The sequence below is a fragment of the Streptomyces sp. NPDC043854 genome (assembly GCF_056436005.1).
The window spans coordinates 180,286-206,976 of record NZ_JBWKDK010000009.1 but is presented as its reverse complement, the minus strand read 5'-3'; the positions used below and the strand labels follow the sequence as shown (position 1 = coordinate 206,976).

General features: G+C 73.2%; 24 protein-coding genes. 11 read left to right on the top strand and 13 right to left on the bottom strand.

What is annotated here, in order from left to right; all coding sequences use genetic code 11:
- The first annotated feature begins 384 nt into the window (after positions 1-384).
- From AC068A_RS12010 to AC068A_RS12000, 3 genes are all read left to right on the top strand, one after another.
- Entirely contained in the window at positions 385-786 is a 402-nt protein-coding gene (locus tag AC068A_RS12010; protein WP_478583923.1) for a hypothetical protein, read from the top strand.
- A 76-nt stretch (positions 787-862) separates the two neighbouring features.
- Positions 863-2,104 carry a sensor histidine kinase gene (locus tag AC068A_RS12005; protein WP_478583921.1) on the top strand — a complete coding sequence of 414 codons (1,242 nt, stop codon included), beginning with the start codon at positions 863-865 and terminating at the stop codon, positions 2,102-2,104.
- Positions 2,101-2,790 carry a response regulator gene (locus AC068A_RS12000; RefSeq protein ID WP_478583919.1) on the top strand — a complete coding sequence of 230 codons (690 nt, stop codon included), beginning with the start codon at positions 2,101-2,103 and terminating at the stop codon, positions 2,788-2,790. Before AC068A_RS12005 ends, AC068A_RS12000 begins: the two co-directional genes overlap by 4 nt.
- A gap of 210 nt (positions 2,791-3,000) precedes the next feature.
- Here the strand turns inward: AC068A_RS12000 and AC068A_RS11995 are convergent, their stop codons facing one another.
- The 4 genes from AC068A_RS11995 to AC068A_RS11980 form a co-directional block, all read right to left on the bottom strand.
- Positions 3,001-3,471, bottom strand: coding sequence for an ATP-binding protein (locus AC068A_RS11995; RefSeq protein WP_478583917.1), 471 nt, complete (start codon positions 3,469-3,471; stop codon positions 3,001-3,003).
- Between the two features lie 289 nt (positions 3,472-3,760).
- Positions 3,761-4,807, bottom strand: a complete 1,047-nt coding sequence (locus tag AC068A_RS11990; RefSeq protein WP_478583915.1) for an acyl-CoA dehydrogenase family protein — start codon at positions 4,805-4,807, stop codon at positions 3,761-3,763.
- A 5-nt stretch (positions 4,808-4,812) separates the two neighbouring features.
- The gene (locus AC068A_RS11985) at positions 4,813-5,967 is read right to left on the bottom strand and encodes an acyl-CoA dehydrogenase (RefSeq protein ID WP_478583913.1); all 1,155 of its coding nucleotides are present in this window, start codon (positions 5,965-5,967) and stop codon (positions 4,813-4,815) included.
- Positions 5,967-7,166, bottom strand: coding sequence for an amidohydrolase family protein (locus AC068A_RS11980; protein WP_478583911.1), 1,200 nt, complete (start codon positions 7,164-7,166; stop codon positions 5,967-5,969). The genes AC068A_RS11985 and AC068A_RS11980 overlap by 1 nt, the downstream gene beginning before the upstream one ends.
- Positions 7,167-7,348: 182 nt before the next feature.
- Between AC068A_RS11980 and AC068A_RS11975 the strand changes: the two genes are divergently transcribed.
- Entirely contained in the window at positions 7,349-8,923 is a 1,575-nt protein-coding gene (locus AC068A_RS11975; RefSeq protein WP_478583910.1) for a class I adenylate-forming enzyme family protein, read from the top strand.
- 131 nt (positions 8,924-9,054) lie between these two features.
- Here the strand turns inward: AC068A_RS11975 and AC068A_RS11970 are convergent, their stop codons facing one another.
- Entirely contained in the window at positions 9,055-9,582 is a 528-nt protein-coding gene (locus AC068A_RS11970) for an EF-hand domain-containing protein (protein ID WP_478583909.1), read from the bottom strand.
- Positions 9,583-9,896: 314 nt separating this feature from the next.
- On the opposite strand from AC068A_RS11970, the gene AC068A_RS11965 reads away from it, so the two are divergent.
- A complete protein-coding gene (locus AC068A_RS11965; RefSeq protein WP_478583908.1) occupies positions 9,897-10,475 on the top strand; it encodes a sigma factor in 579 nt (192 codons plus the stop codon).
- Entirely contained in the window at positions 10,472-11,797 is a 1,326-nt protein-coding gene (locus tag AC068A_RS11960) for a zf-HC2 domain-containing protein (protein ID WP_478583906.1), read from the top strand. The genes AC068A_RS11965 and AC068A_RS11960 overlap by 4 nt, the downstream gene beginning before the upstream one ends.
- 97 nt (positions 11,798-11,894) lie before the next feature.
- Here the strand turns inward: AC068A_RS11960 and purU are convergent, their stop codons facing one another.
- Together purU and AC068A_RS11950 are read right to left on the bottom strand one after the other, a co-directional pair.
- Positions 11,895-12,770, bottom strand: a complete 876-nt coding sequence (gene purU / locus AC068A_RS11955; RefSeq protein ID WP_478583904.1) for a formyltetrahydrofolate deformylase — start codon at positions 12,768-12,770, stop codon at positions 11,895-11,897.
- A 14-nt stretch (positions 12,771-12,784) separates the two neighbouring features.
- A complete protein-coding gene (locus AC068A_RS11950; protein WP_478583959.1) occupies positions 12,785-13,231 on the bottom strand; it encodes an SCO4402 family protein in 447 nt (148 codons plus the stop codon).
- A gap of 196 nt (positions 13,232-13,427) precedes the next feature.
- Here AC068A_RS11950 and AC068A_RS11945 point away from each other — a divergent pair, with 196 nt between their 5' ends.
- Entirely contained in the window at positions 13,428-14,711 is a 1,284-nt protein-coding gene (locus AC068A_RS11945; RefSeq protein WP_478583902.1) for an ABC transporter substrate-binding protein, read from the top strand.
- Positions 14,712-14,767: 56 nt separating this feature from the next.
- On the opposite strand, the gene AC068A_RS11940 is transcribed toward AC068A_RS11945, so the two are convergent.
- Both AC068A_RS11940 and AC068A_RS11935 read right to left on the bottom strand, forming a co-directional pair.
- The gene (locus AC068A_RS11940; RefSeq protein ID WP_478583900.1) at positions 14,768-16,057 is read right to left on the bottom strand and encodes a hypothetical protein; all 1,290 of its coding nucleotides are present in this window, start codon (positions 16,055-16,057) and stop codon (positions 14,768-14,770) included.
- A gap of 129 nt (positions 16,058-16,186) precedes the next feature.
- The gene (locus AC068A_RS11935; RefSeq protein WP_478583898.1) at positions 16,187-17,566 is read right to left on the bottom strand and encodes a transcriptional regulator; all 1,380 of its coding nucleotides are present in this window, start codon (positions 17,564-17,566) and stop codon (positions 16,187-16,189) included.
- Between the two features lie 219 nt (positions 17,567-17,785).
- Between AC068A_RS11935 and AC068A_RS11930 the strand changes: the two genes are divergently transcribed.
- From AC068A_RS11930 to AC068A_RS11920, 3 genes are all read left to right on the top strand, one after another.
- The gene (locus AC068A_RS11930; protein WP_478583957.1) at positions 17,786-18,469 is read left to right on the top strand and encodes a bifunctional DNA primase/polymerase; all 684 of its coding nucleotides are present in this window, start codon (positions 17,786-17,788) and stop codon (positions 18,467-18,469) included.
- Positions 18,470-18,625: 156 nt separating this feature from the next.
- A complete protein-coding gene (locus tag AC068A_RS11925; protein ID WP_478583896.1) occupies positions 18,626-19,468 on the top strand; it encodes an ABC transporter ATP-binding protein in 843 nt (280 codons plus the stop codon).
- On the top strand, positions 19,465-21,168 hold the full coding sequence (locus tag AC068A_RS11920) for a transporter (RefSeq protein WP_478583894.1): 1,704 nt from the start codon (positions 19,465-19,467) through the stop codon (positions 21,166-21,168). The genes AC068A_RS11925 and AC068A_RS11920 overlap by 4 nt, the downstream gene beginning before the upstream one ends.
- Positions 21,169-21,241: 73 nt before the next feature.
- Here AC068A_RS11920 and AC068A_RS11915 read toward each other — a convergent pair whose 3' ends face one another.
- Together AC068A_RS11915 and AC068A_RS11910 are read right to left on the bottom strand one after the other, a co-directional pair.
- Entirely contained in the window at positions 21,242-22,129 is an 888-nt protein-coding gene (locus AC068A_RS11915; protein ID WP_478583893.1) for an alpha/beta fold hydrolase, read from the bottom strand.
- A gap of 260 nt (positions 22,130-22,389) precedes the next feature.
- Positions 22,390-23,082, bottom strand: a complete 693-nt coding sequence (locus tag AC068A_RS11910) for an iron-dependent transcriptional repressor DtxR (RefSeq protein WP_179176561.1) — start codon at positions 23,080-23,082, stop codon at positions 22,390-22,392.
- A gap of 210 nt (positions 23,083-23,292) precedes the next feature.
- Between AC068A_RS11910 and AC068A_RS11905 the strand changes: the two genes are divergently transcribed.
- Positions 23,293-24,048: an SIS domain-containing protein gene (locus AC068A_RS11905; RefSeq protein ID WP_478583891.1), complete on the top strand. Its 756-nt coding sequence runs from the start codon at positions 23,293-23,295 to the stop codon at positions 24,046-24,048.
- 27 nt (positions 24,049-24,075) lie between these two features.
- Here AC068A_RS11905 and AC068A_RS11900 read toward each other — a convergent pair whose 3' ends face one another.
- Positions 24,076-25,395: a PAS domain-containing protein gene (locus AC068A_RS11900; protein ID WP_478583889.1), complete on the bottom strand. Its 1,320-nt coding sequence runs from the start codon at positions 25,393-25,395 to the stop codon at positions 24,076-24,078.
- Between the two features lie 454 nt (positions 25,396-25,849).
- On the bottom strand, positions 25,850-26,512 hold the full coding sequence (pdxH, locus tag AC068A_RS11895; RefSeq protein ID WP_478583887.1) for a pyridoxamine 5'-phosphate oxidase: 663 nt from the start codon (positions 26,510-26,512) through the stop codon (positions 25,850-25,852).
- Positions 26,513-26,691: the final 179 nt, after the last annotated feature.

The following is a 26,691-nucleotide window of genomic DNA, read 5'->3' as shown; positions in this document are numbered from 1 at the left end:
CAAGGCCAAGGCCAGCCGCCACCGCGACTGGCCCCAGCCCACCCGACCTCCACACGACGCCATCGCGATCCTGCCGCCGTAAATCAACGGCATTGCGCCTAAACGGCGCGACGCCGTACCCCCGACCCCCTGCCCCCAGGCCAGGGGGTCGAGTTTTCACCTCTCCCGTCATCGTGGCATATGCCAGTCTCACCCGTTAGACGTCAAACGCTTGATACCTGTCTGTCGCCAGCGTTAGCGTCTGACGCGCGCCGTCCGGGCCGACCCGGAGCCGCGCAACCCTCCTCAACCCTGCGCCAGTTGGGGAGGGCGCACCGTTGCCCCCTCCCGCTGCTCGCACCGGCTCGGAGGGGGCAATCCGTCGCACGGGCAGGAGTACCGCGCATGTGCCGCACCAGCCATGACCACTCGCCCTCACCCTCTCCCCGGACACCGCGCGACTGCACGGCGGGGATCCACACCGGGTACTGGTTCGAGGCCGTCTGTCACCGGGACAGCCACGACCAGAACCCCGAACTGCTATACCGGACCATGCTGGAGACGCCCGAGAGGGCGGTCCGGCTGGTCAGGATGCAGATCCGGACCACCCACCCCTTCGCCCTGTCCCCCGCCGAGGTGGACCGCGCGCTCGCCTGGGCCGACGGCGGCGGCCGGGTCCAGGCCCTCGCCGCCCTGCACCGGGGCGAACGCACCGGCTTCAGCATCGTGCTGTGCGACGGGCGGCGTCCCGAGTGGCGCATCACGCCCGTCTGCTACCTCGCCCTGACGACCGGCCCCGACTGCTGACCGGTGGACGATCAGCCTGGGGGATGCAGCCCGCGGGCCGATGTCCCGCCTGTGGGGCGGTGGTTAAGTTCGGGGCATGGAAATCTCACGGGGGAAGGCAGAAGGCGGTGAGCGGCAGGTCGGGGCCGTGCACCGGTGGCAGACGGCGGCGCTCTGGGTAGGGGCCGGGCTGGTCACGCTCGTGCTCTCGAACATAGTGCTGCGCGTGCCGCTCGGGGTCGGTGACCAGGTATTCGGACCGGCACCGATGGTCGTCGTGATCGGGCTCGCGGTCGCCGCGGTGCTGGTGCGGCGGGCGCCGCTCGTCACCCTTTCGCTGATGCTGGTCACCGCGTGCGCGCTGATATTCGTGACGAACACGCCGGAGATGACGTTCGTCCCGGTGCTGGCCGGCGCCGTCGCGCTCGGCCGCGTCGCTTCCTCCCGGCCGCGGCGTGTCGCGCTGACGGCGGTCGCCGTCACGGTGCTGGCCGTGCTCCTGGGGCAGCTCGCCAGGCCCGTCCTCGGCGGCCCCGCCCTCGTGCTCGCGCAGAGCCAGCTGCCGATCGTCGTACTGGCCTGGCTGATAGGCGACTCGGTGCGGCGCGGCCGCGAGTCCGCCGCACAGGAGCAGGCCCGCGCCACCGAGCAGGCCCTCGCCGAGGAGCGGCTGCGCATCGCCCGCGAACTGCACGACCTGGTCGCCCACAGCATCGGCATCATCGCCATCCAGGCCGGCGTCGGCAGCCGTGTCATCGACAAGCGGCCCGGGCAGGCCCGCGAGGCGCTGGAGGCCATCGAGGCCACGAGCCGGGAAACCCTGGCGAGCCTGCGGCGCACGCTGGTCGCGCTGCGCCGCAGCGAGCCCGCCCCACTGGCCCCCACGCCCGGCCTCGAAGGGCTGGAGCAGCTCGCCGCCGCGACCGCGAGCGACACCGGGGTCCGGATCGAGGTGGTCCGGTCGGGAGAGCGGCGGCCGCTGCCGCAGGACATCGAGCTGGCAGCGTTCCGGATCGTGCAGGAGTCCCTGACCAACGTCGTCCGGCACGCCGGGGCCGCCACCTGCCGGGTGGCCGTCGGGTACGGGCCCGGGGAACTGGCCCTGGAGATCACCGACGACGGGCGGGGGACGCGGGCGGGGCACGCCGGCAGCGGATTCGGGATCACCGGCATGCGGGAGCGCGCCGCCCTGCTCGGCGGCCGGTTCGAAGCCGGGCCCATGGCCGGGGGCGGCTTCCGGGTGGCGGCCGGCCTGCCCGTCGCACTTCCCGATTCGCCCGACGCGCAGGACCGCGAGCGCAGGCACGAGCACGCGTACGTGAAGGAGGGGAAGGCATGAACGGCAGCATCCGCGTCCTGCTGGCCGACGACCAGCCGCTGGTGCGGTCCGGGCTGCGGGTCCTGATGGCCGACACCCCGGACCTGGAGGTCGTCGGCGAGGCCGCGAACGGCGCCGAGGCGGTCCGCCTCACCGCCGAGCTCGATCCCGACGTGGTGGTGATGGACATCCGGATGCCGGAGATGGACGGCATCGAAGCCACCCGGCGCATCACCGCCGCCCGCCCCGGCGGCCGTCCCGGCCGGACCGGCGCGGCGGACGGCGCCCGCGTCCTGATCCTCACCACCTTCGACGAGGACGACCACGTCTACGGGGCGCTGCGCGCCGGCGCGAGCGGCTTCGCCGTGAAGGACATGGCGCTGGACGACATCCTGGCGGCCGTCCGCGTCGTCGCCTCCGGCGACTCCCTGCTCGCGCCGGGCGTCACACGCCGCCTGATAGCGGACTTCGCCGCGGGCCCGGCGCCCGCCCCGGAGCGCGTGCCGGCCGTCACCGAGCGGGAGCAGGAGGTGCTGACGCTGGTGGGGCGCGGCCTGTCGAACAGCGAGATCGCGGAGAGCCTGTTCATCTCGGTGGCCACCGCCAAATCGCATGTGGCGCGGCTGCTGACGAAGCTGGACGCCCGCGACCGGGTCCAATTGGTGATCAAGGCCTATGAGATGGGGCTGGTCAGCCCGCCTCGGTGACATCGGCCGGGGAGCCGGCAGCAGGCGTGGGGCCGGGCGCGCCCGGGCGCGGAACAGCGGGTGGCGGCGTACAGTCGCGCACGCCCCGAGCGCGGCACGGCAGCCGCCACCCCCGCGACCCGCACTCGTCAAGGCCTTCCCTTGGCGTCCCCTCGCGACGAATCGCTCCACACCAGGGTGATCAACAGTTGACGAACCGTCAACACCTCGTTAGAGGTACATGCGCGGTTCCCGGATCGACCCGAAAGTTTCGCGCGAGCCGTCCGTACAGGTCGGGGCGTGGTCGGCGGTCTCGTCCGCGCGGTCGACCTCGCACCAGATCCGCTTGCCCGCGCCCTCACGCTGCCAGCCCCACCGGTCGGCCAGCCCGTCGACCAGCTCCAGCCCGCGCCCGCCGGCGTCCTCCGCGCAAGCCTGCCGCCGGGCCGGGGCACGGTCGCTGACGTCGGCGACCTCCACCCGCACGCCCGGCCCCCCGAACAGCATCCGCAGCACGGCCGGACACCCGGTGTGCACGATGGCGTTGGTGACCAGCTCGGAGATCAACAGGATCAGCGTCTCGGCGAGAGGCTCGTCGTCTTTTATCCCGCACCCCGCCAGGCGGGAACGCGCCCACCGGCGGGCCCGGCCGACCTCCGCGGGGTCCGGTCCTACCTCCAGCTGCACCTGAAGCACCTGCACCGTTCACACCATCCGAACCGGCGGACACGTCGCCTTGTGACAGGACAGGATCACCGAACGTGACCCTTCTTCGCAGCAGCATGGTTGACACACAGTCACCACAACAAGCGCTTCGGGCATATTCCAGCGCGACGAAGGAGGCGTGGTGCATACTGTGCGGCGCTCGCGCCGCGCTACCGCTCGCATTCCCGGGAGCGTACCGGAGCAGTCCCCCGCATCCGGGCCGTATGGGGCCCAACCAAGGACACAAACCGATATCAACTCTCCGTAATCGGACATGCGTCCCGCGTCAGGCCCCGGCGGTGGCCAGCAGATCGGCCGCCAGCGCCTCCTCCGCCTCTCCCGCCGTCCGCCACTGCTCGGCCCGCAGCCAGGCCCGCTTCAGGTGCAGGTGGACGTCTGCCTCCCAGGTGAAGCCCATCCCGCCGTACACCTGGAGGCAGTCCCGCGCGTTGCCCACGGCGGCCTCGTCCGCGAGCAGCTTCGCCCCCGCGACCTCCGCGGGGTCCGCCGTCACCGCCGCCGCGTAGACCGCCGTACGGGCCACCTCCGCGCGCACCAGCATCGCCGCGCACAGGTGCTTGACCGCCTGGAACGCCCCGATCGGCTGCCCGAACTGCTCGCGCTCCTTCGCGTGGCGCACCGCCAGGTCCAGGGTGCGCAGGGCGCTGCCGAGCTGGAGGGCCGCCGTCAGCAGCGCCGCCTCGTCACGGTACGGAGCCGCCTGCGCCTCGGGCCACTCCGCCCCGGCGGCGTCCGCGGATGGGCGCACGCGGTGCAGCGGTGTCAGGGGGTCCGCCGAACGGACCGGCTCACCCGAGCGGAGCAGTACCGCCGGGGGCACCGCCGACCCGAGGACCGCGTCCGCCTCGCCGAGATGCGTCACGAGCACCCCGCCCCTCCCTCCTGGCCCTCCTGGCCCTCCCGACCTGCCTGGCCCGTCGGCCCCGCCCGACCCTCCCGACCCTCCCGACCCGCCCAGGTCGAGGGCCGTGACCACCGCGGTGCCCTGTGCCGCGCCCGGGACCGTCCCGGCGGCCAGGTGTGTCGCCACCAGCGGCCCCGGCAGCAGCGCCCGCCCGGCCTCCTCGAAGACGAGCACAGCGTCCGCGAGCCCGAGCCCCACCCCGCCGGCCGCCTCCGGCAGCCGCAGCGCGAAGAACCCGGCCTCGCCCAGCTCCCGCCACAGCCCCCGGTCGACCCCCGCAGCCGTACCGCCGCCGCCCGCCGGGGTGTCCACGGCTGCCCGCAGCACCTCGCGCCCGTACCGCCGCGCCAGCAGTTCCCGTACGCCCGCCCGCAGGTCGCGCTGGTCCTGCGTCGGCTGGAAGTCCATGCCCCTCACCGGCCCTTCGGGAGGCCGAGGATCCGCTCGGCGACGATGTTGCGCTGGATCTGCGAGGTGCCCGCGGCGATCGTGTACGACAGGGAGGACAGCCGCTCGCGCACCCACTCCTCGTCCAGCGCGAGCGAGCCCGCGCCCAGCACCTCGGCGGCCGCGTCGTACAGCTCCTGCCGCGCGTGCGAGTAGGCGAGCTTGAACACCGACCCGCCGGTCCCGGGGATCCCGCCGGACCTCTGCGCCTCGCTCACGTTCCACTGGGTGAGCCGCCACAGCGCGCCGAACTCCGCGTGCAGCCGCCCGAGGCGGCGCCGCAGCACCGGGTCGTCCCAGCGGCCGTTGGCCCTGGCCGCGCGGGCGAGCTCGCCCAAGGTGCGCCGGCAGGCCACCACCTCGCCGACGAAGGCCGTGCCCCGCTCGAAGGAGAGGGTGACCATGGTGACCCGCCAGCCGTCGTTCTCCGCCCCGACCCGATTGGCGACGGGGACGCGCACCTCGTCGAGGAACATCTCGGCGAACTCGGTGCTCCCGGCCAGGGTGCGCAGCGGCCTGACCGTCACCCCGGGCGCGTCCATGGGCATGGCCAGCCAGGAGATCCCCCGGTGGCGGGGGGCGCCGGGGTCGGTGCGGACGAGGAGTTCGCACCAGTCGGCGATCTCGGCGTGCGAGGTCCACGTCTTCGACCCGGTGACGACGTACGCGTCGCCGTCGCGGACCGCGCGCGTGCGCAAGGAGGCCAGGTCGGAGCCGGCGCCGGGCTCGCTGAAGCCCTGGCACCACACCTCGTCGCCGCGCAGGACGGGCGGCAGCCAGCGGGCCCGCTGTTCCGCGGTGCCCTCGGCGGCGATGGTGGGGCCGGCGTGCAGCAGCCCGACGAAGTTCGCGCCGACGTAGGGCGCCCCGGCGCGCTCGGTCTCCTCCAGGAAGATCAGGTGCTGGGTGGGGGTGGCGCCGCGCCCGCCGGCGTCGACGGGCCAGTGCAGGCCCGCGTATCCGGCGTCGTACAGCCTGCGCTGCCAGCCGAGGTCGTAGGCGCGGCGGCCGGGCCAGTCGTCGGGGGAGGGCCCGGGCGGCAGCTCGGGCAGCGTCTTGGCGAGCCACTCGCGCAGCCGGGCGCGGAACTCCTGCTCTTCCTGCGTGTACGCGAGGTCCACTAGCGGCGGCCCTTGTCGAGGTCGAGGCCGAGCATGCGGATGGCGTTGCCGCGCATCAGCTTGTAGACCGTCTCCTCGTCGAGGCCCTCGACGTGGTCGAGGGCGACCTCCTTGGTGTGCGGGAAGGTCGAGTCGACGTGCGGGTAGTCGGTCTCGAAGGTGGCGTTGTCGCGTCCGACGGCGTCGAGGGCGGAGATGCCGTGCTTGTCCCGGAAGAAGCAGCAGAACACCTGCCGGTAGTAGTACGTGGACGGCGGCTCCGGGATCAGGTCGCGGACCCCGCCCCAGGCGCGGTGCTCCTGCCAGACGTCGTCGGCGCGTTCCAGGGCGTAGGGGATCCAGCCCATCTGGCCCTCGCTGTAGGCGAGCTTGAGCTGCGGGAACTTCACCAGGACCCCGCTGAAGAGGAAGTCCATCATCGAGGCCATGGCGTTGTTGAAGCTGAGCGAGGCCTGGACGGCGGGCGGGGCGTCGGGGGAGGCGGCCGGCATCTGGGACGAGGACCCGATGTGCATGTTGACGACGGTGCCGGTCTCCTGGCAGACGGCGAAGAAGGGGTCCCAGTAGCCGGAGTGGATGGAGGGCAGGCCGAGGTGGGTGGGGATCTCGGAGAAGGTGACGGCGCGCACCCCGCGGGCGGCGTTGCGGCGGATCTCCGCGACCGCCAGGTCGATGTCCCAGAGCGGGATGATGCACAGCGGGATCAGCCGGCCGCCGCTGTCGCCGCACCACTCCTCGACCATCCAGTCGTTGTACGCGCGCACGCAGGCGAGGGCGACCTCCTTGTCGCGGGCCTCGGCGAAGGTCTGCCCGCAGAAGCGGGGGAAGGTGGGGAAGCAGAGGGAGGCCTCGACGTGGTTGAGGTCCATGTCGGCGAGCCGGGCCCCGGGGTCCCAGCAGCCGCGGCGCATCTCGGCGCGGGTGATGCCCTCCAGGGTCATGTCGTCGCGGTCGAAGCCGACGGCGGCGATGTTCCGCTTGTACGGGAACTTCAGGTCTTCGTAGATCCACCAGTCGGTCGGCGGGCCGTCGGGGTCCATGGAGATCACGTACTTGCCGCCGCGGTACTCCAGCTCGCCGATGCCGGCGGTGAGCGGCTTGGGGCCGCGGTCGCGGTACTTGGCGGGCAGCCAGACGTCGAAGAGGTGCGCCGGTTCGATGACGTGGTCGTCGACGCTGATGATCCGAGGCAGTTCCATGGCTTCCCCTCACCGCGAGCCGGATCGAGCCGATTGATCTGATGGACCGTCAGATAGTGCGGTCGCTCCACGCTAGCCCCGCCGCCCCTGGACCGACAAGCGCCCCGGCAATAGGCTCTCCCCGCCATCTGACTATCCGTCAGCAATTGTTTCGGGGCGAACCGATCGAACGGAGGGCTGCCATGCCGGGAGCGACGCGGACGCCGGCCGACACCGCGCGGGAACTGGACGGCTCCCCCACCCTCTGGGCGCTGGTCGCCCGCCGGGCGGAGCTGACCCCCGACGCCCCCGTCCTGATCCAGGCGGCCCCGGACCCCGCCGACGACCGGACGATCACCTTCGGCGCGCTGCGCGACCGCTCCGAACGGGTCGCGGCGGGCCTGTACACCATGGGGGTGCGCCCCGGCACGGTCGTCGCCTGGCAGCTGCCCACCCGGATCGAGACGGTCCTGCTCTCCCTCGCCCTGGCCCGGATCGGGGCCGTGCAGTCACCCGTGATCCCCTTCTACCGGGACCGCGAGGTGGGCTTCGCGCTGCGCGAGTCCAAGGCCGAGTTCTTCGCCGTCCCCGGCCTCTGGCGGGGCTTCGACCACACGGCGATGGCCGGGCGGCTCGGGGCGCGCGGCGTCTTCCGGGCCTACGAGGCCGCCGACCTCCCGGACGGGGACCCGGCCGTCCTGCCCGCGCCGCCCGCCGACGGGACCTCCGTACGCTGGATCTACTGGACCTCCGGCACCACCTCGGACCCCAAGGGCGTCCTGCACACCGACCGCTCGCTGATCGCGGGCGGCTCCTGCCTCGCCCACGCCCTGCGGCTCGGCCCACAGGACGTCGGCTCGATGGCGTTCCCCTTCGCGCACATCGCCGGCCCCGACTACACCGTGATGCTGCTGCTGTACGGGTTCCCGGCGGTGCTCTTCGAGAAGTTCGCGATGCCGGACGCGCTGGACGGCTACCGGCGCCACGGGGTCACGGTCGCGGGCGGCTCGACCGCCTTCTACTCGATGTTCCTCGCCGAGCAGCGCAAGAACCCGTCCGAGCCCGTCGTCCCCACCCTCCGGCTGCTCGCGGGAGGCGGCGCCCCGAAGCCGCCGGAGCTGTACCACGCGGTGGTCCGCGAGCTGGGCTGCCAGCTCACCCACGGCTACGGCATGACCGAGGTCCCGATGATCACCATGGGCTCCCCGGACGACACGGCCGAACACCTCGCCACCACCGAGGGCCGCCCGCCGGCCCGCATGTCGATCCGCATCACGGCCCCCGACGGCACCCCGCTGCCCGCCGGCTCGGACGGCGAGGTCCGGCTGCGCGGCGAGGCGGTCTGCCAGGGCTACCTGAACCAGGACGGCCCGGCGGGGCCCTTCGACGCGGACGGCTACCTGATCACCGGCGACCTCGGCCGGCTGACCCCCGACGGCTACCTGGTCCTCACCGGCCGCAGCAAGGACGTCATCATCCGCAAGGGCGAGAACATCTCGGCGAAGGAGATCGAGGACCTCGTCCACCTGCTCCCGGAGGTCGGCGACGTCGCCGTCATAGGCCTGCCGGACCCGGAGCGCGGCGAACGCGTCTGCGCCGTCGTCGAACAGCCGCCGGGCGCCGCCCCCCTGACCCTGCACCGGCTGGCGGACCATCTGCGCGCCCAGGGCCTGGCCCCCCACAAACTCCCGGAGCAGCTGGAACTCCTCGACGCCCTCCCCCGCAACGAGGCGCTCCGCAAGATCCTCAAATACCGGCTCCGCGAACGCTTCGCCTAGCCGGGGCCTGGGCCGGGGCCTGGGCCAGGGCCTGGCCGCGAGGGGGGCGCAGGTGCCGTGGCCCGCGGCCCCGCGTCCGCGTGGGAAGCGGGGCCTGCCGGGCGGACCGGCTGCGGGTCGGACAGCCGGCGTCAGGCGTCCGGGGCTTCCACGCCGCAGTACGACGCGAAGGCGGCGAGGAGGCCGTCCTCCGAGAGGCGGCCGTCGCCGTCCGTGTCCAGGGCCGCCGCCACCGGGCCGGCCACCTCCGCCGGGGTGCCCAGGACGCGCAGGACGCGGGCCGCCTCGGCCGTGGTCACGCCCCCGCCGCCCCCGTCGGCTGCTGCGATCACCGCGATCACCGCGTGCAGGAACGGCCGCGCGATCTCCGCGAACCGCTGCGGGTTGTCCCGCAGCCGCTTCGCCGCCCCGGTGATGAACTCCTGGCGGGTCACCCGCTGGTCGCCGTCGACGTCCGCGATGCCGGCCATCCCCTGCCAGAACGCCTCCGCGCCCGCGAACACGGCCTGGCCCTTGTCCGACCGCGGGGCCGTGCCGAATTCGGCCAGCACCGCCTTGGCGGCCGCGCTGAAGTCCTGGCGGTCGATATATCCGTTGCCGTCCTGGTCGAAGGTGGCGAATCGGCTGGCGATCTTGCGCTCGTATTCTGCGCTGTCCATATCGGGGGTTCCGCCTTCACATGTGCGGTGGGGTGCAGTTCAAGACAAGCGGGAGCGTAAGGCCTTTGTGGCCCGCGCGTTAAGCGAAGGCGTCAAGGAGGCGGCCGCATCGAACCCGCGCACGGGAAGCGCGGCGGGGCGCGCGCATCCGTGCCCATGTGCCGGGCTCATGTGCCGCGCCGCGTCCCTGCGTTCACACCCCGTCACGACCCGTCCGCGGCAGGCCACTCTTCCAGGGCGAGGTTGCGGCAAAACAGGCGGACACCGGCCCGTGCCCATTACATTCGATGCGTCGACACACGGCTGGGGGCACGATGCCGAAGGACGCACCACCGCGCTGGGACCGCCGTATGCAGCAGCGGCTGGCCCGCGGCGAGGCCGCCGCGCTCGGCGAGCTGTACGACCGCTTCGCCTCGCTCGTGCACAGCCTGGCGCACCGGGTGCTGGGCGACGAGAGGGCCGCCAACCGGATCACGCGCGAGGTGTTCGGCTACATCTGGGAGAACCCCGACGCCTACGACCCCAAACAGGGCTCCATGCGCTCCTGGGTGGCCCGGATCACCCAGGCCCAGGCCGTCGCCCGGCTGCGCCAGTCCGAGCTGGGCCGCGGCTCGCACGAGGAACTGGAGCAGAAGGTGCGCAGCGCCAGCGCCGCCGCCCGCGCCGACTACATCGTCACCTCGATGCCCGCGCCGCTGCGCGCCGCCCTGGAACTCGCGTACTTCGAGCGGCGCAACTACCGGCAGGCCGCTGCCGACCTGAAGATCAGCGAGGACGAGGCACGGCGCCGGCTGCGCCTGGGCCTTCAGCTGCTGTCGACCGCCAACGTCCTCCCGCCGGGGGACTCCGCCCCGCCCGGCTACGGCCCGCCCGGATATGGAACGCCCCGATGAACGGTCCCGACGACGGACGCGACGGACGCGACGAGCACGGCGGACGCGGCGGACACGGCGGACCCGGCGGTCACGAGGAGCGGCAGGTCGGCGGGGCGCCCCGGATACCGGGTCCGCGCGGGCCCGCCGACGACCTCGACCCGCGGAGCGCGCCCCGGCCGCTCCCCCGGCCGCGGCCCGAGCCGCCGTCTCCCACGCCGCCCGAGCGGGCCCCCGAGCGCCGCTCGCACGCCGTGCTGAAATCCCTGCTCGGTGCGTGGGCGCTGGCCGCCTGCTCGGCCGAGGAGATCCAGGCGGTGGAGGAGCACCTCACCGAGTGCGCGCCGTGCGCGGAGGAGGCGCTGCGGCTGCGCGACGCGGTGGGGCTGCTGCACCCGGAGGAGAGCCTGGACCTCAAGCCGCTGCTGCGGTCGCGGGTGCTGGAGGACTGCCTGGGCAAGCGGCCCGCCCGGATCCCGGTCCCGGCGTGGGCGAGCCCGTACGACACGGAGACCGCACGGCTGGACGCGCTGCTGCGGGACTTCGGCGACGCCGAGTGGGAGACCCCCGTCCGGCTGAAGTGGTTCGAGGAGGAGCGTCGGCAGACCCGCCGCACGACGGTCGCCGGGGTGATCGGGCACCTGCTCACGGTGGACGGCATGATCGCGAGCGCGCTGGGCCTGGACGACCCGCTGGGCCCGGAGGCGGCGCAGGAGCGCGGCCCGGCGGCCCGTACGGAGCTGTACTGGAACTCCGCGGTGCAGCCGATCACCCGGCAGGTGCGCGAGCCGTGGCGGGAGCAGGGCCACACGCTGGTGCGGACGGTGTCGTTCGCGGGCCGGGGCGTGGCGGAGCTGTCCGTGGACTACGGGCATTTCGCGCTGCCGCTCGGGGACGCGTTCCTGGAGCGGGCCTTCGAGTGCTGGGTGCACGCCTGGGACATCGCGGAGGCGGTGGACTACCCGTACGACCCGCCGTCGGGGCAGGACCTGCACCGGATGATCGACCTGGCGGCCAGGCTCCTGCCGAGCGCGCTGGCGCACCGCCGGAGGGCCGGGCTGGCCGCTCCGGCGCGGGGACTGGTCGCGGCCGGGGCGCCCGGCCGGACCCTGCACCTGGAGATCGAGGGCTCGGGCGGCGGGAGCTGGGACATCGCCCTGGACTCGCCGGCCGCGAAGCCGTCGGCGGAGCACACGGTGGCGCGGATCGCGCTGGACGGGGCGGAGTTCTGCCAGCTGGCCGCCGGGCACATCTCGCCGGAGGAGGCGGCCGTCGGGCAGCACGGCGACCGGGAGGCGATCCGCGACGTGCTCTTCGCCGCCGCCTCCCTCAGCCACCTCTAAGCGGCCTCGGTGAAGTGAGGCCCGCCCCCGCCCCGTCCGGTCGGGGACCGTCCTCGGACGCGGGGGGGGGGGTGGGGCCGGCGGGCCTCCGGACGGGTCAGGCGAAGACGACCGTGCGGGTGCCGTTCAGCAGGACGCGGTGCTCGCTGTGCCACTTCACGGCGCGCGCCAGCGCCTGGCACTCGACGTCGCGGCCGATGGCCACCAGCTGGTCCGGGGTGACCTCGTGGCCGACCCGCTCGACCTCCTGCTCGATGATCGGCCCCTCGTCGAGGTCGGCCGTCACGTAGTGCGCGGTGGCGCCGATCAGCTTCACGCCCCGGGCGTGCGCCTGGTGGTACGGCTTGGCGCCCTTGAAGCTCGGCAGGAAGGAGTGGTGGATGTTGATGATGCGGCCGCTGAGCTCCTTGCACAGGGTGTCCGACAGCACCTGCATGTAGCGCGCCAGGACGACGAGCTCCACGTTCTCGGCGCGGACCAGCTCCAGCAGCTGCGCCTCCGCGTCCGCCTTGGTGTCCTTCGTCACCGGGATGTGGCGGAAGGGGATGTCGTACGAGCGCACCAGCTCTTCGAAGTCGGTGTGGTTCGAGACGACGGCGGCGATCTCCACCGGCAGGGCCCCGATCCGGGTGCGGAACAGCAGGTCGTTCAGGCAGTGGCCGAACTTCGAGACCATCAGCACGACCCGCATGCGCTCGTCGGAGCGGTGGATCTCCCAGTCCATCCGGAACGAGTCGCCGATGGCGGCGAAGCTGGCCCGCAGCTTCTCCACGGAGACGGGCGGCTCGGCCGAGAAGTGCACCCGCATGAAGAAGAGACCGGTGTCGCGGTCGCCGAACTGCCGGCTGTCCTCGATGTTGCATCCGGTCATGAACAGGTAACTGGACACGGCGTGCACAATGCCCTGCTTGTCGGGGCAGGACAGGGTCAGTACGTACTGCTGGGGTGCCTGGGGCTGCGGGTCGTCGCTCATGGCACCACAGCCTTTCACACCGGGCGGGTGAGGAGTCTCAGCAGTTCCAGCGAGCGGGGCGCCGCATCCGGGTCCTCGCCGTCGGCCTGCGCGAGCCGTACGTGTGCCTCGCGGGCGGCGTGCACCGCCTCGGGCCAGGCCTGGTGCTCCAGGTAGGCGGAGACGGGGGCGTCGGGGCCGACCTGGTGCAGGATGCGCAGCACGCGCAGGACGACGGCGTCGACGAGGGTGGCCTCCTGCACGTCGCGGAAGATCGTCCCGACGTACTTCTCGGCGGACCAGCTGTCCAGCCAGGTGTCCTCGACGAGCCGGTACACGGCGTCGGTGACGTCCCCGTATCCCTCGGCGCCCGCGAGCCAGACCTCTTCCTGGAAGGCCGGATCGGAAAGCATGTGCAGCGCCGAGCGCACATTGCTGCGCCAGCGCCACCACGGCATGTCGTTCAGGGGCATGCCGCCCATGGTGGAGGAGCGGCCGCCGCGTCGGGAAGAGTTCTTCGAACCTTGGGCGAATGTCACGCTTTCGATCGTACGTTCCGGTCTGGAGCGATCTTGAAGCACCTGTGCAGGATCACATCCCTGTCATTCACCTGGATGTCACCCACTGTTGCGTCCATCTCACTGCCCAGTTACCCGCGGGACGGAATGGTGCTGGGACATGACCGATCGGCGACGCACAACTCCCCGCTTCCGAACCGCCGTTGCTGCCACGATGGGCGCATGCCTCCTCGTCGGCTGCGGCATCCTCCCCGGAGGCTCGGGCGGCCCCACGGACACCATCACGGTCATGACCTTCGCCCCGCAGGACACCAGAGCCACCAATATGCCGGGAATGACCGGTATGGCCAAGGCCTACGAGAACTGGGTCAACGCCGCGGGCGGGATCAACGGCCACAAACTGCGCGTGATCACCTGCAACGAGAAGAACACCCCGTCGGGCGCCGGCGACTGCGCCCGCAAGGCCATTGCCGAGAAGGCCGTCGCCGTCGTCGGCTCCTACAGCCAGCACGGACGCGCTTTCATGGCCCCGCTGGAGGTCGAGGGCATCCCCTTCATCGGCGGGTACGGGGTCTCCGCCGAGGAGTTCCAGAGCAACCTCTCCTTCCCCGTCAACGGCGGCCAGCCGGTGCTCCTCGCCGGCGCCGGACGGCAGCTGGGCCGCGCCTGCACCCAGGTGGCGCTGGTCCGGCCCGACACCCTCGCCGGCGACTCCATGCCGATCCTGCTGAACGCCGGCCTGAAGTCCGACGGCGCCGGCAAGGCGGGCGAGGCCGCCGACGTCCGCGCCGCCGAGGACTCCGCGGACCTCATGCCGCAGGCCCGCCAGGCCCTGGCCAGTTCCTCCGGCGGCAAGGAGCGCGGCTGTGTGGCGGCCGTGCTCGGCCAGCGCACCGAAACGTTCTTCGACGCCTTCCGCCGGGCCGACGACAAGCGGAAGAACCCGCAGATCGCCTCCGTGCTGGGCAGCGTCAGCCAGGCCCTCATCGACCGCACCGGCGGCCGCGAGAGCCCCTTCGAGGGCGCACTCGTCACCAGCTGGTACCCCGTCTCGGGCGACCCGCTGTGGCAGCCGATGCGGAAAGTGATCTCCGAGCACGCCTTCGGCAACGACGCCGTGGACCCCGACGACAGCGGGACGCAGACCACCTGGATCGCGTACACCGTCCTCGGCGAGGCCCTCAAGCGCCTGAAGTCCGGCGAGACGGTCACCCCGCACAAGGTGGCGCGCGCCCTGAACCAGGCGGAGCCGGTCCGGACCGGCGGCCTGACCCCCGACCTGAACTGGCGCTACGAGAACATGCGCGCCCTCGCCGGCTTCCCGCGCATCGTCAACGGGCGGGTCACCTTCCAGGTCGTCCAGTCCGGCCGGCTCGTCGCCCAGCAGGGCGAGCAGCCGATGGACATGACGCAGACGCTGGAGCAGGCCCCGCGCGCCGCGTGACGCGTGATGCGGGGCCGCGCGCCGCGTGACCGCGTGACCGTGACCGCGTGACCGCCCTAAAGCTGTGACTTGTCCCGCTTGGTGAGGTTGTACTTGGCCGCGATCGTGTTCCACATGGATGCGGCCGACTCCTTCGCCCGCGTCGCCTCGGCGCTCGACTTGTTGCCGTCGTTGGCGTCGTCGGTGTTGCGGGCCCGCCCGTCCTTGCAGCCCTTCTTGTCCCCGGCGATGTCGTCCGCCCAGGCCGCGTAGCTGTTGTCGGCGTCCGCCGAGGCCTTCCAGGCCTTGCCCAGCGCCGCGGACAGCCTCTCGTTGTTCGGAAGCAGGTCCAGCTTCAGGTCCTGGAGCCGGGTGACGAGCCCCTCGCGCTGCCGGGCCGCGTCGCGCAGGTCGCTCGCCGCCGTGCCGAGGTTGCGGCAGCTCTTGATGTCGTCGACGGCCTTGATCACGGTGGACCGGCTGTCGTTGCTGTCCGCGAGGAGCTTGTCCAGCTGGATGGCCTGGGAGCGGGCCGGGTCCACCGGCGCCTCGACGGCCGCCGCGGCCGAGGTGCCCGCGGACGGGGTGGGGGCGGCCGCCGCCGCGGCCGGGTCGTTGTTCTGCGCCTTGCCGTCGCTGAGCAGCGCGCCGACACCGAGCCCGACCACGGCCAGGCCGATCACCACGGCCGCGATGACCGCCGGCGGCACGCGCCGGGCCGGCTCGGGCGGGGGCGGCGGGGCGTACTGCCCCTGCCCCTGCGCGCCCGGGGGGAACGGCTGCTGCGGATGCGGCCCGGGCGGTACGGGCTGCTGCCCGTACGGCGGATACGGCCGCGGCGGCGGCTGCCGCAGCACCGGCTCCTGGACCGGCGGCAGCTGCTGGGTGTGCCCGTCGCTTCCGGCGAGCCCGTCGCCGTCGCGGAACAGCCCGTCGAAGCCGTCGGTGACCGGCGGGATGAACTGGGTCGCCGCCTCATCGTGCGAGAGAGCCGCCGGGACCGGGGGGATGTACTGCGTCGCCGCCTCGTCGTACGCGGGGGCCGCCGGCGGCGCCGGGGCGCCCGGGGCCGGCGGGGCGTACGGCATCCCGGGCGCGCCGGGCGCCGGGTCGGCCGGGACCGGCGGGATGTACTGGGTCGCGGCCTCGGGCAGCGGTGGGTAGCCGTAGCCGTGTGGCTGGCCGGGGCCCTCCCAGCCGGGCCCGACCACGTGCCCGGGCTGCGCCTGCACGGGCTGCGCCTGCACGGGCGGGGGCGGCAGCTGGCCGGGGGCCGCCGGCGCCTGCGCGTACGCCGGATCGGGGCCCCACGGCGCACCGGGCTGCGGGGCCGCCTGCGGGGCGTTCCCCTGTCCGTTCTCCGTCACCGGGACTCCTTCGCCGACTACTCCGAACACTCCGAACCACGGAACGCCGACTCACGCTACCCGGACCCCGCCCTCCCCGTCAGGCCCACGTTCCCGGACGATCAACCACATACCCGGGCATATCTCCTGCTAGGCGACCGCCTCCAGCCGTGCCGCGAACTCGCGGACCGCCGCCTCCTCCCGGTACGGCTGGAGCCTCGCCCGGAAGTCGTCCAGGTACTCCGCGCCCCGGCTGGAGCGGAGACCCGACAGCAGCTCCGCCGCCTGCCCCGCGGTCTGGCAGGCCTGTTCCACCTCCCGCTGCTGCACCCGCGCCGCCGCCAGCAGCAGCAGCCCGATCGCGCGGCGCCGCTCCTTCCCGGCCGGCAGGCCGGCCAGCGCCTCCTGCGCCTGCCGGGCCGCCTGCTCCGCCTGCCCCAGGTCCCGGTGGCAGTGGGCCAGCTCATCCGCCAAGTACGCCTGGTCGAAATGCCGGATCCACACCGGGTCGTCCCCGGATTCCGGTTCCGCCCGCTCCAGCGCCGTCACCGCCCGCGAGGACAGCACGGCCGCCGCCCGGGCATCGCCCAGCAGCGCGTGCCCGCGCGCCTCGGCCGCGTAGAACATGGACTCCACCCGCGGGGTCACCTGCCCGCGCGTCCCTTCCTGGGCGGCCCGCGCCAGCTGGGCGATCTCCCGCGGATTGCCGAGCTCCGCGGCGAGGTGGCTCATGGACGCCGCCAGCACGTACCCGCCGTACGCGCGGTCCCCGGCCGCCTGCGCCAGCCGCAGCGCCTGGATGTAGTAGCGCTGCGCCAGCCCCGGCTGCCCGGTGTCCACCGCCATGTACCCGGCGAGCTCCGTCAGCCGGGCCACCGCCGCGAACAGGGCGCGCCCGACCGGCTCCCGGTACGAGCCCCCGATCAGCCCGGACACCACGGAGTTGAGGTAGTGCACGACGACGGGCCTCACGTGCCCGCTGCCGAAGCGGTGGTCGAGCTCCTTGAGGGCCTCGGTGGTCGCCCGTACCGCCTCCACGTCCGACATGCCGACGCGGGAGCCGCCGCTGCGGGCCACCTGCGCGTCGGCGCCGGTGATCAGCCAGTCCCGGCTCGGCTCGACCAGCGCGGACGCGGCCACGCTCGACCCGGACAGGAAGTCCCGCCGCCCGACGTCGCTCCGCCACAGCTCACTGACCTGCTCGATGGCGCCGCCGACGGTCGGGGAGAACTGGAGGCCGATCCCGGAGGCGAGGTTCTTGCCGTTGGCCATGCCGATCTCGTCGATGGTGACGGTCCGGCCGAGTTTGCGGCCGAGCGCCTCGGCAATGATTCCGGGAGCCCGGCCGCGTGGCTGCTGGCCGCGCAGCCAGCGGGCCACGGACGTCTTGTCGTAGCGGAGGTCGAGGCCGTGCTCGGCCCCGCACATGTTGACGCGCCGGGCGAGCCCGGCGTTCGAGCACCCGGCTTCCTGAATCAGTGCCTGCAGCCGTTCGTTCGGCTGGCGGGCGACGAGAGGCCTGGCTGCCATGAAAACCCCCAGAGGCCGCGGGTGATCGTTGGAATGATCACTTCCCGCCTGATGTGCGGAGAATCATCCGCTCTGCGTCGTATCGCTACCCAACTCCAGCGCCCGACCTCCCACGCGCCCCCACCCGTGCACCAGTGCGCCCCGTATGCAGGATCGATGCAGCGCCCACCGGCCGGTTTGCCCCCGTAACCCCGCCTCACCGCGGGAGTTGTGATGGTCGTGGAAGAGACCATCGGAGTCACGGAGACCGCATCCATCCCCAAGCAGCGCTCCGAGCTGCTGCTGGACCATGCCGTGCGGTACACGGAAGAACGCCACTGGGACGTCTTCGCCGGCACCTGGCTGGAGCACGCGGACGGGCGGGAGCTGTGCTCCTGCGGGGCGGCGGACTGCCCGGCGCCGGGCGCGCACCCCGCGGTGCAGGAGTGGGCGTCGCTCGCCACGGGCAGCGCGGTACGGGTCCGGCAGGTGTGGGGGAAGCGGCCCGAGGCCTCGATCCTGCTGCCGACGGGCCGTACGTTCGACGCGCTGGACGTCCCGGACTCCGCCGGATTCCTGGCGCTCGCCCGGCTGGAGCGCATGGAGCGCACCCTCGGACCGGTCACGCTGACGCCCGACCACCGGATGCTGTTCTTCGTGCTGCCGGGCGCCTCGGCCAAGGTGCCGGAGATGGTCCGCCGGTACGGCTGGTCGCCGGCCGCGATCGACCTGGGGGTGCGCGGCGAGGGCGAGTACGTCGCCGCCCCGCCGACCCGCTTCGGCGGCCGGGGCTCGGTCCAGTGGGCGCGCCGCCCCACGCCGGCCAACCGCTGGCTGCCGGACGCCGAGGAGCTGATCGACGCGCTGGCGTACGCGTGCGGACGCGAGGCCGCGGCGGAACGGGCAGCCCGCCGCACGCCCTGACGGCCGCACGCCCCGACCAACGTGGCCCGGACCAACGCGGCCCGGACCAGGTGCGTTTCGCGGCCGAAAGTCATGACATACGTAACTGCCCTGCCTCTTGGGGCCGCCCTATGGTGAAGACGTAGGACCACGGGGACCAGAACGAGAGGCAGACGCATGCCGAACCAGGGTGATGCGACGGGCGGGACGTCCGGGACGGGTGGCGCGCGACCGGCGCCGTCCACCGAGCGGGCAGCAGTACGGGTGGAAGGCCTGTGGAAGCGCTTCGGCGACCAGGTCGCGGTCGCGGGCATCGACCTGGAGCTGCCGGCGGGGAAGTTCATCGGCCTGGTCGGCCCGAACGGCGCGGGGAAGACGACGACGCTGTCGATGGTGACCGGACTGCTGCGCCCGGACATGGGGCGGATCGTCGTGGCCGGCCACGACGTGTGGACGGACCCGGTCGAGGTGAAGTCCCGGATCGGCGTGCTGCCCGAGGGCCTGCGGATGTTCGAGCGGCTGTCGGGCCGTGAACTGCTCGGCTACATGGGCCGGCTGCGCGGCCTGCCGGGCGAGGAGACCGACAAGCGGGCGACGCAGCTGCTGGAGGTCCTCGACCTCGCGGGCTCGCAGCACAAGCTGGTCGTGGACTACTCGACGGGCATGCGCAAGAAGATCGGCCTGGCCGCGGCCCTGCTGCACAACCCGGAAGTGCTGTTCCTGGACGAGCCGTTCGAGGGCGTGGACCCGGTGTCGGCGCAGACCATCCGCGGGGTACTGGAGCGGTACACCTCCTCGGGCGCCACGGTCGTCTTCTCCTCCCATGTGATGGAGCTGGTCGAGTCGCTGTGCGACTGGGTCGCCGTCATGGCCGGCGGCCGGATCCGCGCCGCGGGTCCGCTGGCCGCGGTACGCGGCGCGGCGCCCTCGCTCCAGGCCGCGTTCCTGGAGCTGGTCGGTGCCGGCGGGCGCGCCGCGGGCGACTCGCTGGACTGGCTGGGCGGGCAGGCCGCCCGATGAGCACCACCGCATCCGCATCCGCCTCCGCTTCCGCGCCCGTGCCGGGGCCGGGGCCGGGGCCGGGGCCGGCTCCCGCGTCCGCTGCGGCCGGCCCGGCCGCCGCCGCGGTGAATCCGACCGCCGTGTTCGTCCGGCTGAAGCTCTCGCTGATACGCAACGGCCTCAAGGGGTCGTCGAAGCGCAAGGCCGCCTACTTCACCTCGCTGGCGTTCTCGCTGGCGGTGGCCTTCTTCGTGACTCTCGGCCTGGCCATGCTGCACGGGCACGCGCACGCCGGCACGGTCGTCGTCCTGCTGGCCGCGATCCTGGCGCTCGGCTGGACGTTCATGCCGCTGTTCTTCCCCGCCGGGGACGAGACGCTCGACCCGAGCCGGCTGGTCATGCTGCCGCTGCGGCCGCGCCCGCTGGTGCGGGCCCTGCTGGCCTCCTCGCTCATCGGCATCGGGCCGCTGTTCACGCTGTGCGTGGCGGTCGGCTCGGTGGTGGCCGTCGCACGGGGGTCGGCGGGCATCGTGGCCGGTGTGGTGGCCGCACCGCTGCTGCTGCTCGGGTGCGTCGCACTGGCCCGCACGGTCGCCACGGCCAACGTCCGGCTGCTGACCAGCCGCAAGGGGCGCGACCTCGCGCTGCTCAGCGGCCTGGTGGTCGCGGTGGGCGCGCAGGTCGCCAACTTCGCGAGCCAGCGCCTGTTGGAGGCCGGGGGCCTGGCCAGGCTGGAGCCGGCTGCGGAGGTCGTGCAGTGGCTGCCGCCCGCCACGGCCGTCGGCATGGTGAACTCCGTGAGCAAGGGCGCGTACGGGGCGGCCGCAGGCCAGCTGGCGCTTACCGTCCTCGCCCTGGTGCTGCTGATGTGGCTGTGGGAGCGCAGCCTGACCCAGCTGATGGTCACCCCGGACGGCTCGACGATCGCCGCGGCCGGCTCGAAGGAGAAGCGGGAGTCGGCGGGCGGCGGCATCTGGTCGTGGCTGCCGGCGGGGCGGACGGGCGCGTCCCTCCAGCGCACCCTGCGCTATGCGGTGCGGGATCCGAAGACCAAGATGTCCTGGGTATCGGCCCTGGCGGTCGGCCTGATCGTGCCGGTGTTCAACGCGCTCCAGGGCACGGGCTCGGTGTACCTGGCCTGCTTCGGGGCGGGCATGCTGGGTGTGCAGATGTACAACCAGTTCGGGCAGGACACCTCGGCGTTCTGGATGGTCGCGCAGACCATCGGGGGCACGCGCGACGCGTTCGTGGAGCTGCGCGCCCGTGCGTACGCCCTGGCCCTGGTCACGGTGCCGTACACGGTCCTGGTCACGGCGGTCACGGCCGCGCTGGTGGACGACTGGCAGGCCTTCCCGGCCGGCCTGGGCATGGCACTGGCCCTGATGGGGTCCATGCTGTGCACGGGCGCGCTGGCCTCGGCCCACTATCCGTACTCGATCCCGACGGACGGCGCCTTCAAGAACGTCGCCCCGGGCCAGGGCGGTCTGGCCTGGACGGGCATCTTCGGCGGACTGCTGGCGTCGGCGGTGATCTGCTCGCCGGTGATCGCGCTGACGATCTGGTTCAAGGTGGCGGACGGGATGCAGTCCCTGTCCTGGATCGTGCTCCCGCTGGGCGTGGTCTGGGGCGCGGTGGCGGCCTGGGCGGGTGTCCGGCTGGCGGCTCCGGTCGTGGTCCGGAAGCTGCCGGAGATCCTGCAGGCGGTCAGCAAGGGCTGAGCGCGGGATGCGCAGCGAGGGGGTGACACGGCCGGGGAGGCCGGTCACCCCCTTTCCCGTGTGCGGGGCCGGGTCAGTGGGACACCGTCGGGCGGAGGCCGTCGAGGAAGGGTTCCAGGACGGCCCGCCAGGCGGTCGGCTGGTCGTAGTGGAGGTAGTGGCCGGCGTCGGGGATCTCGGCGTACCGGCCCTCGGGCAGGACGCGGACCATCTCCTGGGCCTCCGCGCGGCCGAGCTCGCCGTCGAGGCCCCGCACGACCAGGGTGGGGCAGCGGACCTGGGCGAGCTCCTCCCAGTGCGCGTCGTGGACCCAGGTTTCACGGGCCGTCAGCATGTCGCTGCGGGAGAACAGAGGGCGCCAGCCGTCGGGGGTCCGGTGCATCACGTCGGCGAAGAAGGCGCCGCGGCCGGGGTCGGGCCGCTGCACGCGGGGGTCGTCCTCGCCGAACCAGCGGCGGGCGGCGTCCTGCGTGGGGAAGGGCAGGGGCCAGTGGCGGAACCACTCCGCCCATTCGCGCTGGGAGGCCTCGCCGAGGGCGGAGGCACGCATGTCGCAGATGACGAGGGCCTCGACGAGGTCCGGGCGGCGGGCGGCCAGCTGCCAGCCGGTGAGGGCGCCCATGGAGTGGCCGACGAGGGTGACGGGGGCGAGGCCGAGCTGCTCGACGGCCGCCTCGGCGTCGGCGACGAAGGCCTCACGGCCCAGGGAGGCCTGGACCTCGGGGCCGGCGGCCGGGCGGTCGCTCTCGCCGTGCCCGCGCTGGTCGAGGGCCACGACCCGGCGGCCTCGGGCGAGCCAGCGGGCAGTGCCGGCCCAGTGGAGGGCGCGGCCCATCAGGCCGTGGAGTAACAGCACCCGGGGCGCCGGGAGATCCGGCGGCAGGGCGGCGTCCGGTTCGCCGAACTCCCAGGCGGCCAGGCGCATGCCGTCGGCCGCTGTCACATCGATGCGCCGTACCACCGAGGAGGCACCCCCTTCGCTTCGCCGCCACACTATCGAACCCGCATTCGAAAACCGGCTTCTCGCGGTCAACACCGCTCTTTCGAGTGACCTTGCTCAAGGATTGGGAGCCGCTGCCGACGGAGATCCTCTGAACAGGGAGGCGGGCCGCTCGGGGAAGACGGTCCGAAGGGGATGACCTTGAGAGCTCGGGGCTCCAGGTCAGCACCGGGGAGGACGGTCCCGGCGCCGCAGGGCGCCGGGACCACTCGTTTCTCCGGTCAGGCCTTCGCGACGAACACGTGCGAGGCGATCTCCGCCTCCAGCTCGGCGGCTTCACCGCCGCTGCCGACCAGCACCCCGCCGGGCGACTCGGTCACGCTCACCACCGAACCGGGCTGCACCCCCGCACGGCGCAGCGTGTACATCAGCTGGGCGTCCGTCTGGATGGGCTCGCCGATCCGGCGCACGACCACCGTCTTGCCCTCGGTGCCCGGCTCCAGGTCCGACAGGCTCACCATGCCGTCCTCGATGAACGGGTCGGCCTCGGCCTTCTCGCCCAGCTCCTCCAGGCCCGGGATCGGGTTCCCGTACGGCGACTCGGTCGGGTGGCGCAGCAGCTCCAGCACGCGCCGCTCCACCGCCTCGCTCATCACGTGCTCCCAGCGGCAGGCCTCCGCGTGCACCTGCTCCCACTCCAGGCCGATGACATCGACCAGCAGGCATTCCGCGAGCCGGTGCTTGCGCATCACCCGCGTGGCCAGCCGGCGGCCCTCATCCGTCAACTCGAGGTGCCGGTCGCTCGCCACGGCCACCAGACCGTCGCGCTCCATCCGCGCCACCGTCTGGCTCACCGTCGGCCCGCTCTGGTCGAGCCGTTCGGCGATCCGGGCGCGCATGGGGACCACGCCTTCCTCTTCCAGCTCGAGGATGGTGCGGAGATACATCTCCGTGGTGTCGATCAGTCCGGACATTCGTGCCCCTCGGATATCGTGCGCTGGCCCTGTCCCCAATTCTGACGCATCGCACGGGCAACCGTCCCGCGCCTTTGCCAAGCCCCGGGGCCGCAGCGGGGCCGCGGGCCCGGATTGACGCCCGTATTGACAGGCCCTTGGTCCAGACCGCACGGTGAGCGGCGGACCCGGACGCCCCCGTCCCACCGCCTCTCTGGAAGGGCCTCGGCAATGAGCGAGAGCAAGCTGGCCGGTCAGTTCTTCGATGCCGCGATCGGCCTGCTCCAGCGGGTGCGGGACGAGGAGGGCGAGCGCATCGCCGAGGCCGGAACCGCGATCGCCGACGCCGTCGCCGCCGGGAACCGGCTCTTCGCCTTCGGCGCCGGCCACTCCTCGCTCCCCGCCCAGGACGTGGTGTACCGGGCGGGCGGACTCGCCCTGATGAACTTCCTCGCCGTCCCCGGCACCGCCGGCGTCGACGTCATGCCCGCCACCCTCGGCAGCGCCCTGGAGCGGGTCGACGGGCTCGCCGGGGCCGTCCTGGACAGCAGCCCCGCCGGCGCCGGCGACGTCCTCGTGGTCATCTCCCTGTCCGGGCGGAACGCCCTGCCGGTGGAGATGGCCGTGAACGCCCGCGCCCTCGGCCTCACCGTCATCGGGGTGACCTCGGTGGCGTACGCGCGGGAGACCCGGTCGCGGCACGTGTCCGGCACCTTCCTCAAGGACCACTGCGACATCGTCCTCGACAGCAAGATCGCGGTCGGTGACGCCGAGCTGAGCCTCGACGGCATCGCCGCCCCCTTCGCGCCCGCCTCCACGGTGGTGACCAGCGCGATCATGCAGGCGGTGATGGCGGCGGCGGCCGGCGAGCTCGCCGCGCGCGGCATCGAGCCGCCGCTGCTGCGCTCGGGCAACGTCGACGGCGGCCACGAGTGGAACGGCCGCGTCATGCAGGAGTACGGCGACCGGATCTTCTTCCGCCACTGAGCGGCCGAGGCCGCTCGGTCCTGCCTGCTACGGCTTGTCGTGGGCGGACCGGGCCAGGTCCAGGTCGGCGGCGACCCGGGCCGCGACCTCCTCCGCGTACTCCGCGTCCGCCCGCTCGAACACGGCCCGCGAGGACGCCCGGACGAACGTCAGCACGCCCAGGGTCCGCCCCCGGCTCCGCAGCACCGCGCACAGTACGTGCGCCGCGTTCTCGGGCCACTGCCGGTCCCGCGCCCACACCTCCGCCGCCTCCCCGCGGGGGGCGGTGGCCCGCACCGAGCCGATCCGGTCCAGGGCCTGGAGCGCCGGATGCCCCGGCTGGTACGGCGCCGGAATCCCGCCCTGCCCCGACAGCGGAGGCGGTGACACGGCGTGCCGGACGAGCCGCGGCGGGCGGTCCGGGTCCGCCGACGGCTCCAGCACGTCGAGCAGCGCGTGGTCGGCGAAGCCGGCGAGGGCGAAGTCCAGCCGTACGGCGGCCGCCTCGCCCGGGTCCTCGCACTCGGCGGCGGACCGCCCGGCCCGGTACAGCTGGCCGGCGCGGAACCGCAGCTGCGCCGTGTCCAGCGCCGTCCGGCGGGCCTCGGTGATGTCCTGGAAGAGCCAGCCGACCCCGAGCGGGACCGGTTCCTCGGCGAGCGGGGAGCCCAGCCTCAGGAACCCGCACCGCCAGCAGCGCCGCCGCACCCCCTCCGGGGTGCGCACGGACACCCACAGCTCCAGCGGCGCCTGCGGGGAGCCCTCGGCCAGCACGTGCTGGAGGGCGCCCTCCAGCTCCTCAGCGCCCTGGGTCAGCAGGTCGCCCAGGGGGCGGCCGAGCAGGGCGGTGCGCGCGGAGCCGAAAGCGCGGGCGGCGTGCGCGTTGACCACGGCCGGGCGCAGGTCCACGTCGACGAGGACCACGCCCCAGGAGGCGTCGTCCATCAGGGCCTCGCTGAGCGCGATGGACCGCTCCAGGTCGATCTGGGCGTGCACCTCGCTGAACGCGCAGTACACCCCGGCGGGCCTGCCGTCGGCGCCCGGCACCGCGGCGGACTGGGTGCGCACCAGGACGCGGCCGCCGTCCTTGGTGAGCAGGGCGAACTCGTGCACCTGCCGGCCGGGGACCTCCTGGACGCCCATCAGCCGGTCCTCGACGTCCTGGGCGTCCGCTGCCCGGGCCGCCCACCCGGCGAACCCCTTGCGGCCCACGGCCTCGGCGGCGGTCCAGCCCAGGATCCGCTCGGCCTCTCGGTTCCAGTGGGTGATCACTCCGTCGGAGTCGAACGCGCACAGTGCCGCGTCCATCCCGTCCAGCAGCGCTGCGAGCAGATCGTCGGTGGGTTGTCCACGTCCGGAAGCACTCACCTGGCACCCCCTGCAGGTGTTCGCGTGTGCGGCACGTCAGATCATTGAACTGGAACGTGACGCAGCCCACACCGCATTCCCCGAATCGTCCCGAAATAAATAACTTGAGCCGCCCGCGGAAGCGTCCTAATGTCTGCGGTACACGAGAAGGGAGGTGGTTCCGGAAATGTACGACTACCGGACGCGTGAGGTGACTGCGGGCTAAGGGCCCGTCGTCGCAACGCACCCAGTGCGGTGCCCGGCGGAAGCCGCCCGGCGCCAATCCCGAGCAGTCACCCGACCCGCGGGCTCGCCGGCACGTCCGGCCGGCTTCTCTTACCTGCAGGAGAGAACCCGAGCCCGCGGGTCGTCTGCTGTCCGGGGACGGGCAGGCACGGAACGGCCGGGACCGCGGCCGGCACGGGAAGGCCGGGAACGCGGCGGGCCCGGGAAGGGCCGCCCGGCGACGCCGCTGCTACGGGGACAGGCGCTCGATGCGCCACTTCTCCCCGTCGCGGACGTAGTGCAGCCGGTCGTGGAGCCGGTTCGCGTGGCCCTGCCAGAACTCCACCTCGTGCGGGACCACGCGGATCCCGCCCCAGTCCGGCGGCACCGGAACCTGCTCGCCCTCCGGATGCCGCGCCGCGAGCTCCGCGTACCGCCGGTCGAGCTCGGCGCGCGAGGCGATCACCCGGGACTGCTCGCTGGCCCAGGCTCCCAGCTGGGAGCCGTGCGGGCGGGAGCGGAAGTACGCGGCCGTCTCGTCGCGGCCGGTCCGCTCGGCCGTACCGGTGACGACGACCTGGCGGGCGATGGGGTGCCAGGGGAACAGCAGGGCGACGTGCGGGTTGGCGTCGAGCTCGCGGCCCTTGCGCGAGCCATAGTTGGTGTAGAAGACGAAGCCCCGTTCGTCGAAGGCCTTCAGCAGCACCGTGCGGGAGCTGGGCCGGCCGTCGGGCGTCGCGGTGGACACGACCATCGCGTTGGGCTCGAAGAGGTGCGAATCGGCGGCCTGCCCGAACCACACGGCGAACTGCCGCATGGGGTCCCCGTCGAGGCTGTCCTCGAGGACGATCTCCGAGCGGTACTGCTTGCGCATGGTGGAGGGATCAAGATCCATGTCGGTCACACGTGCCATCCTGCCGCAGGAGTGCTCCTGCGAGTGTGCCGTATGTCACGCTTCCGCCTGGCATCCCCAGCCGCCAAACTCTTGGGGCCGGTCAGGAGGCCCCCGCACGGGTGGCCGCCGACCGTACCGGGCATCAACGGGGATGACCGCGCCGGACCGCCGCGAGTCACGCCGGGAACCGCGCGTGT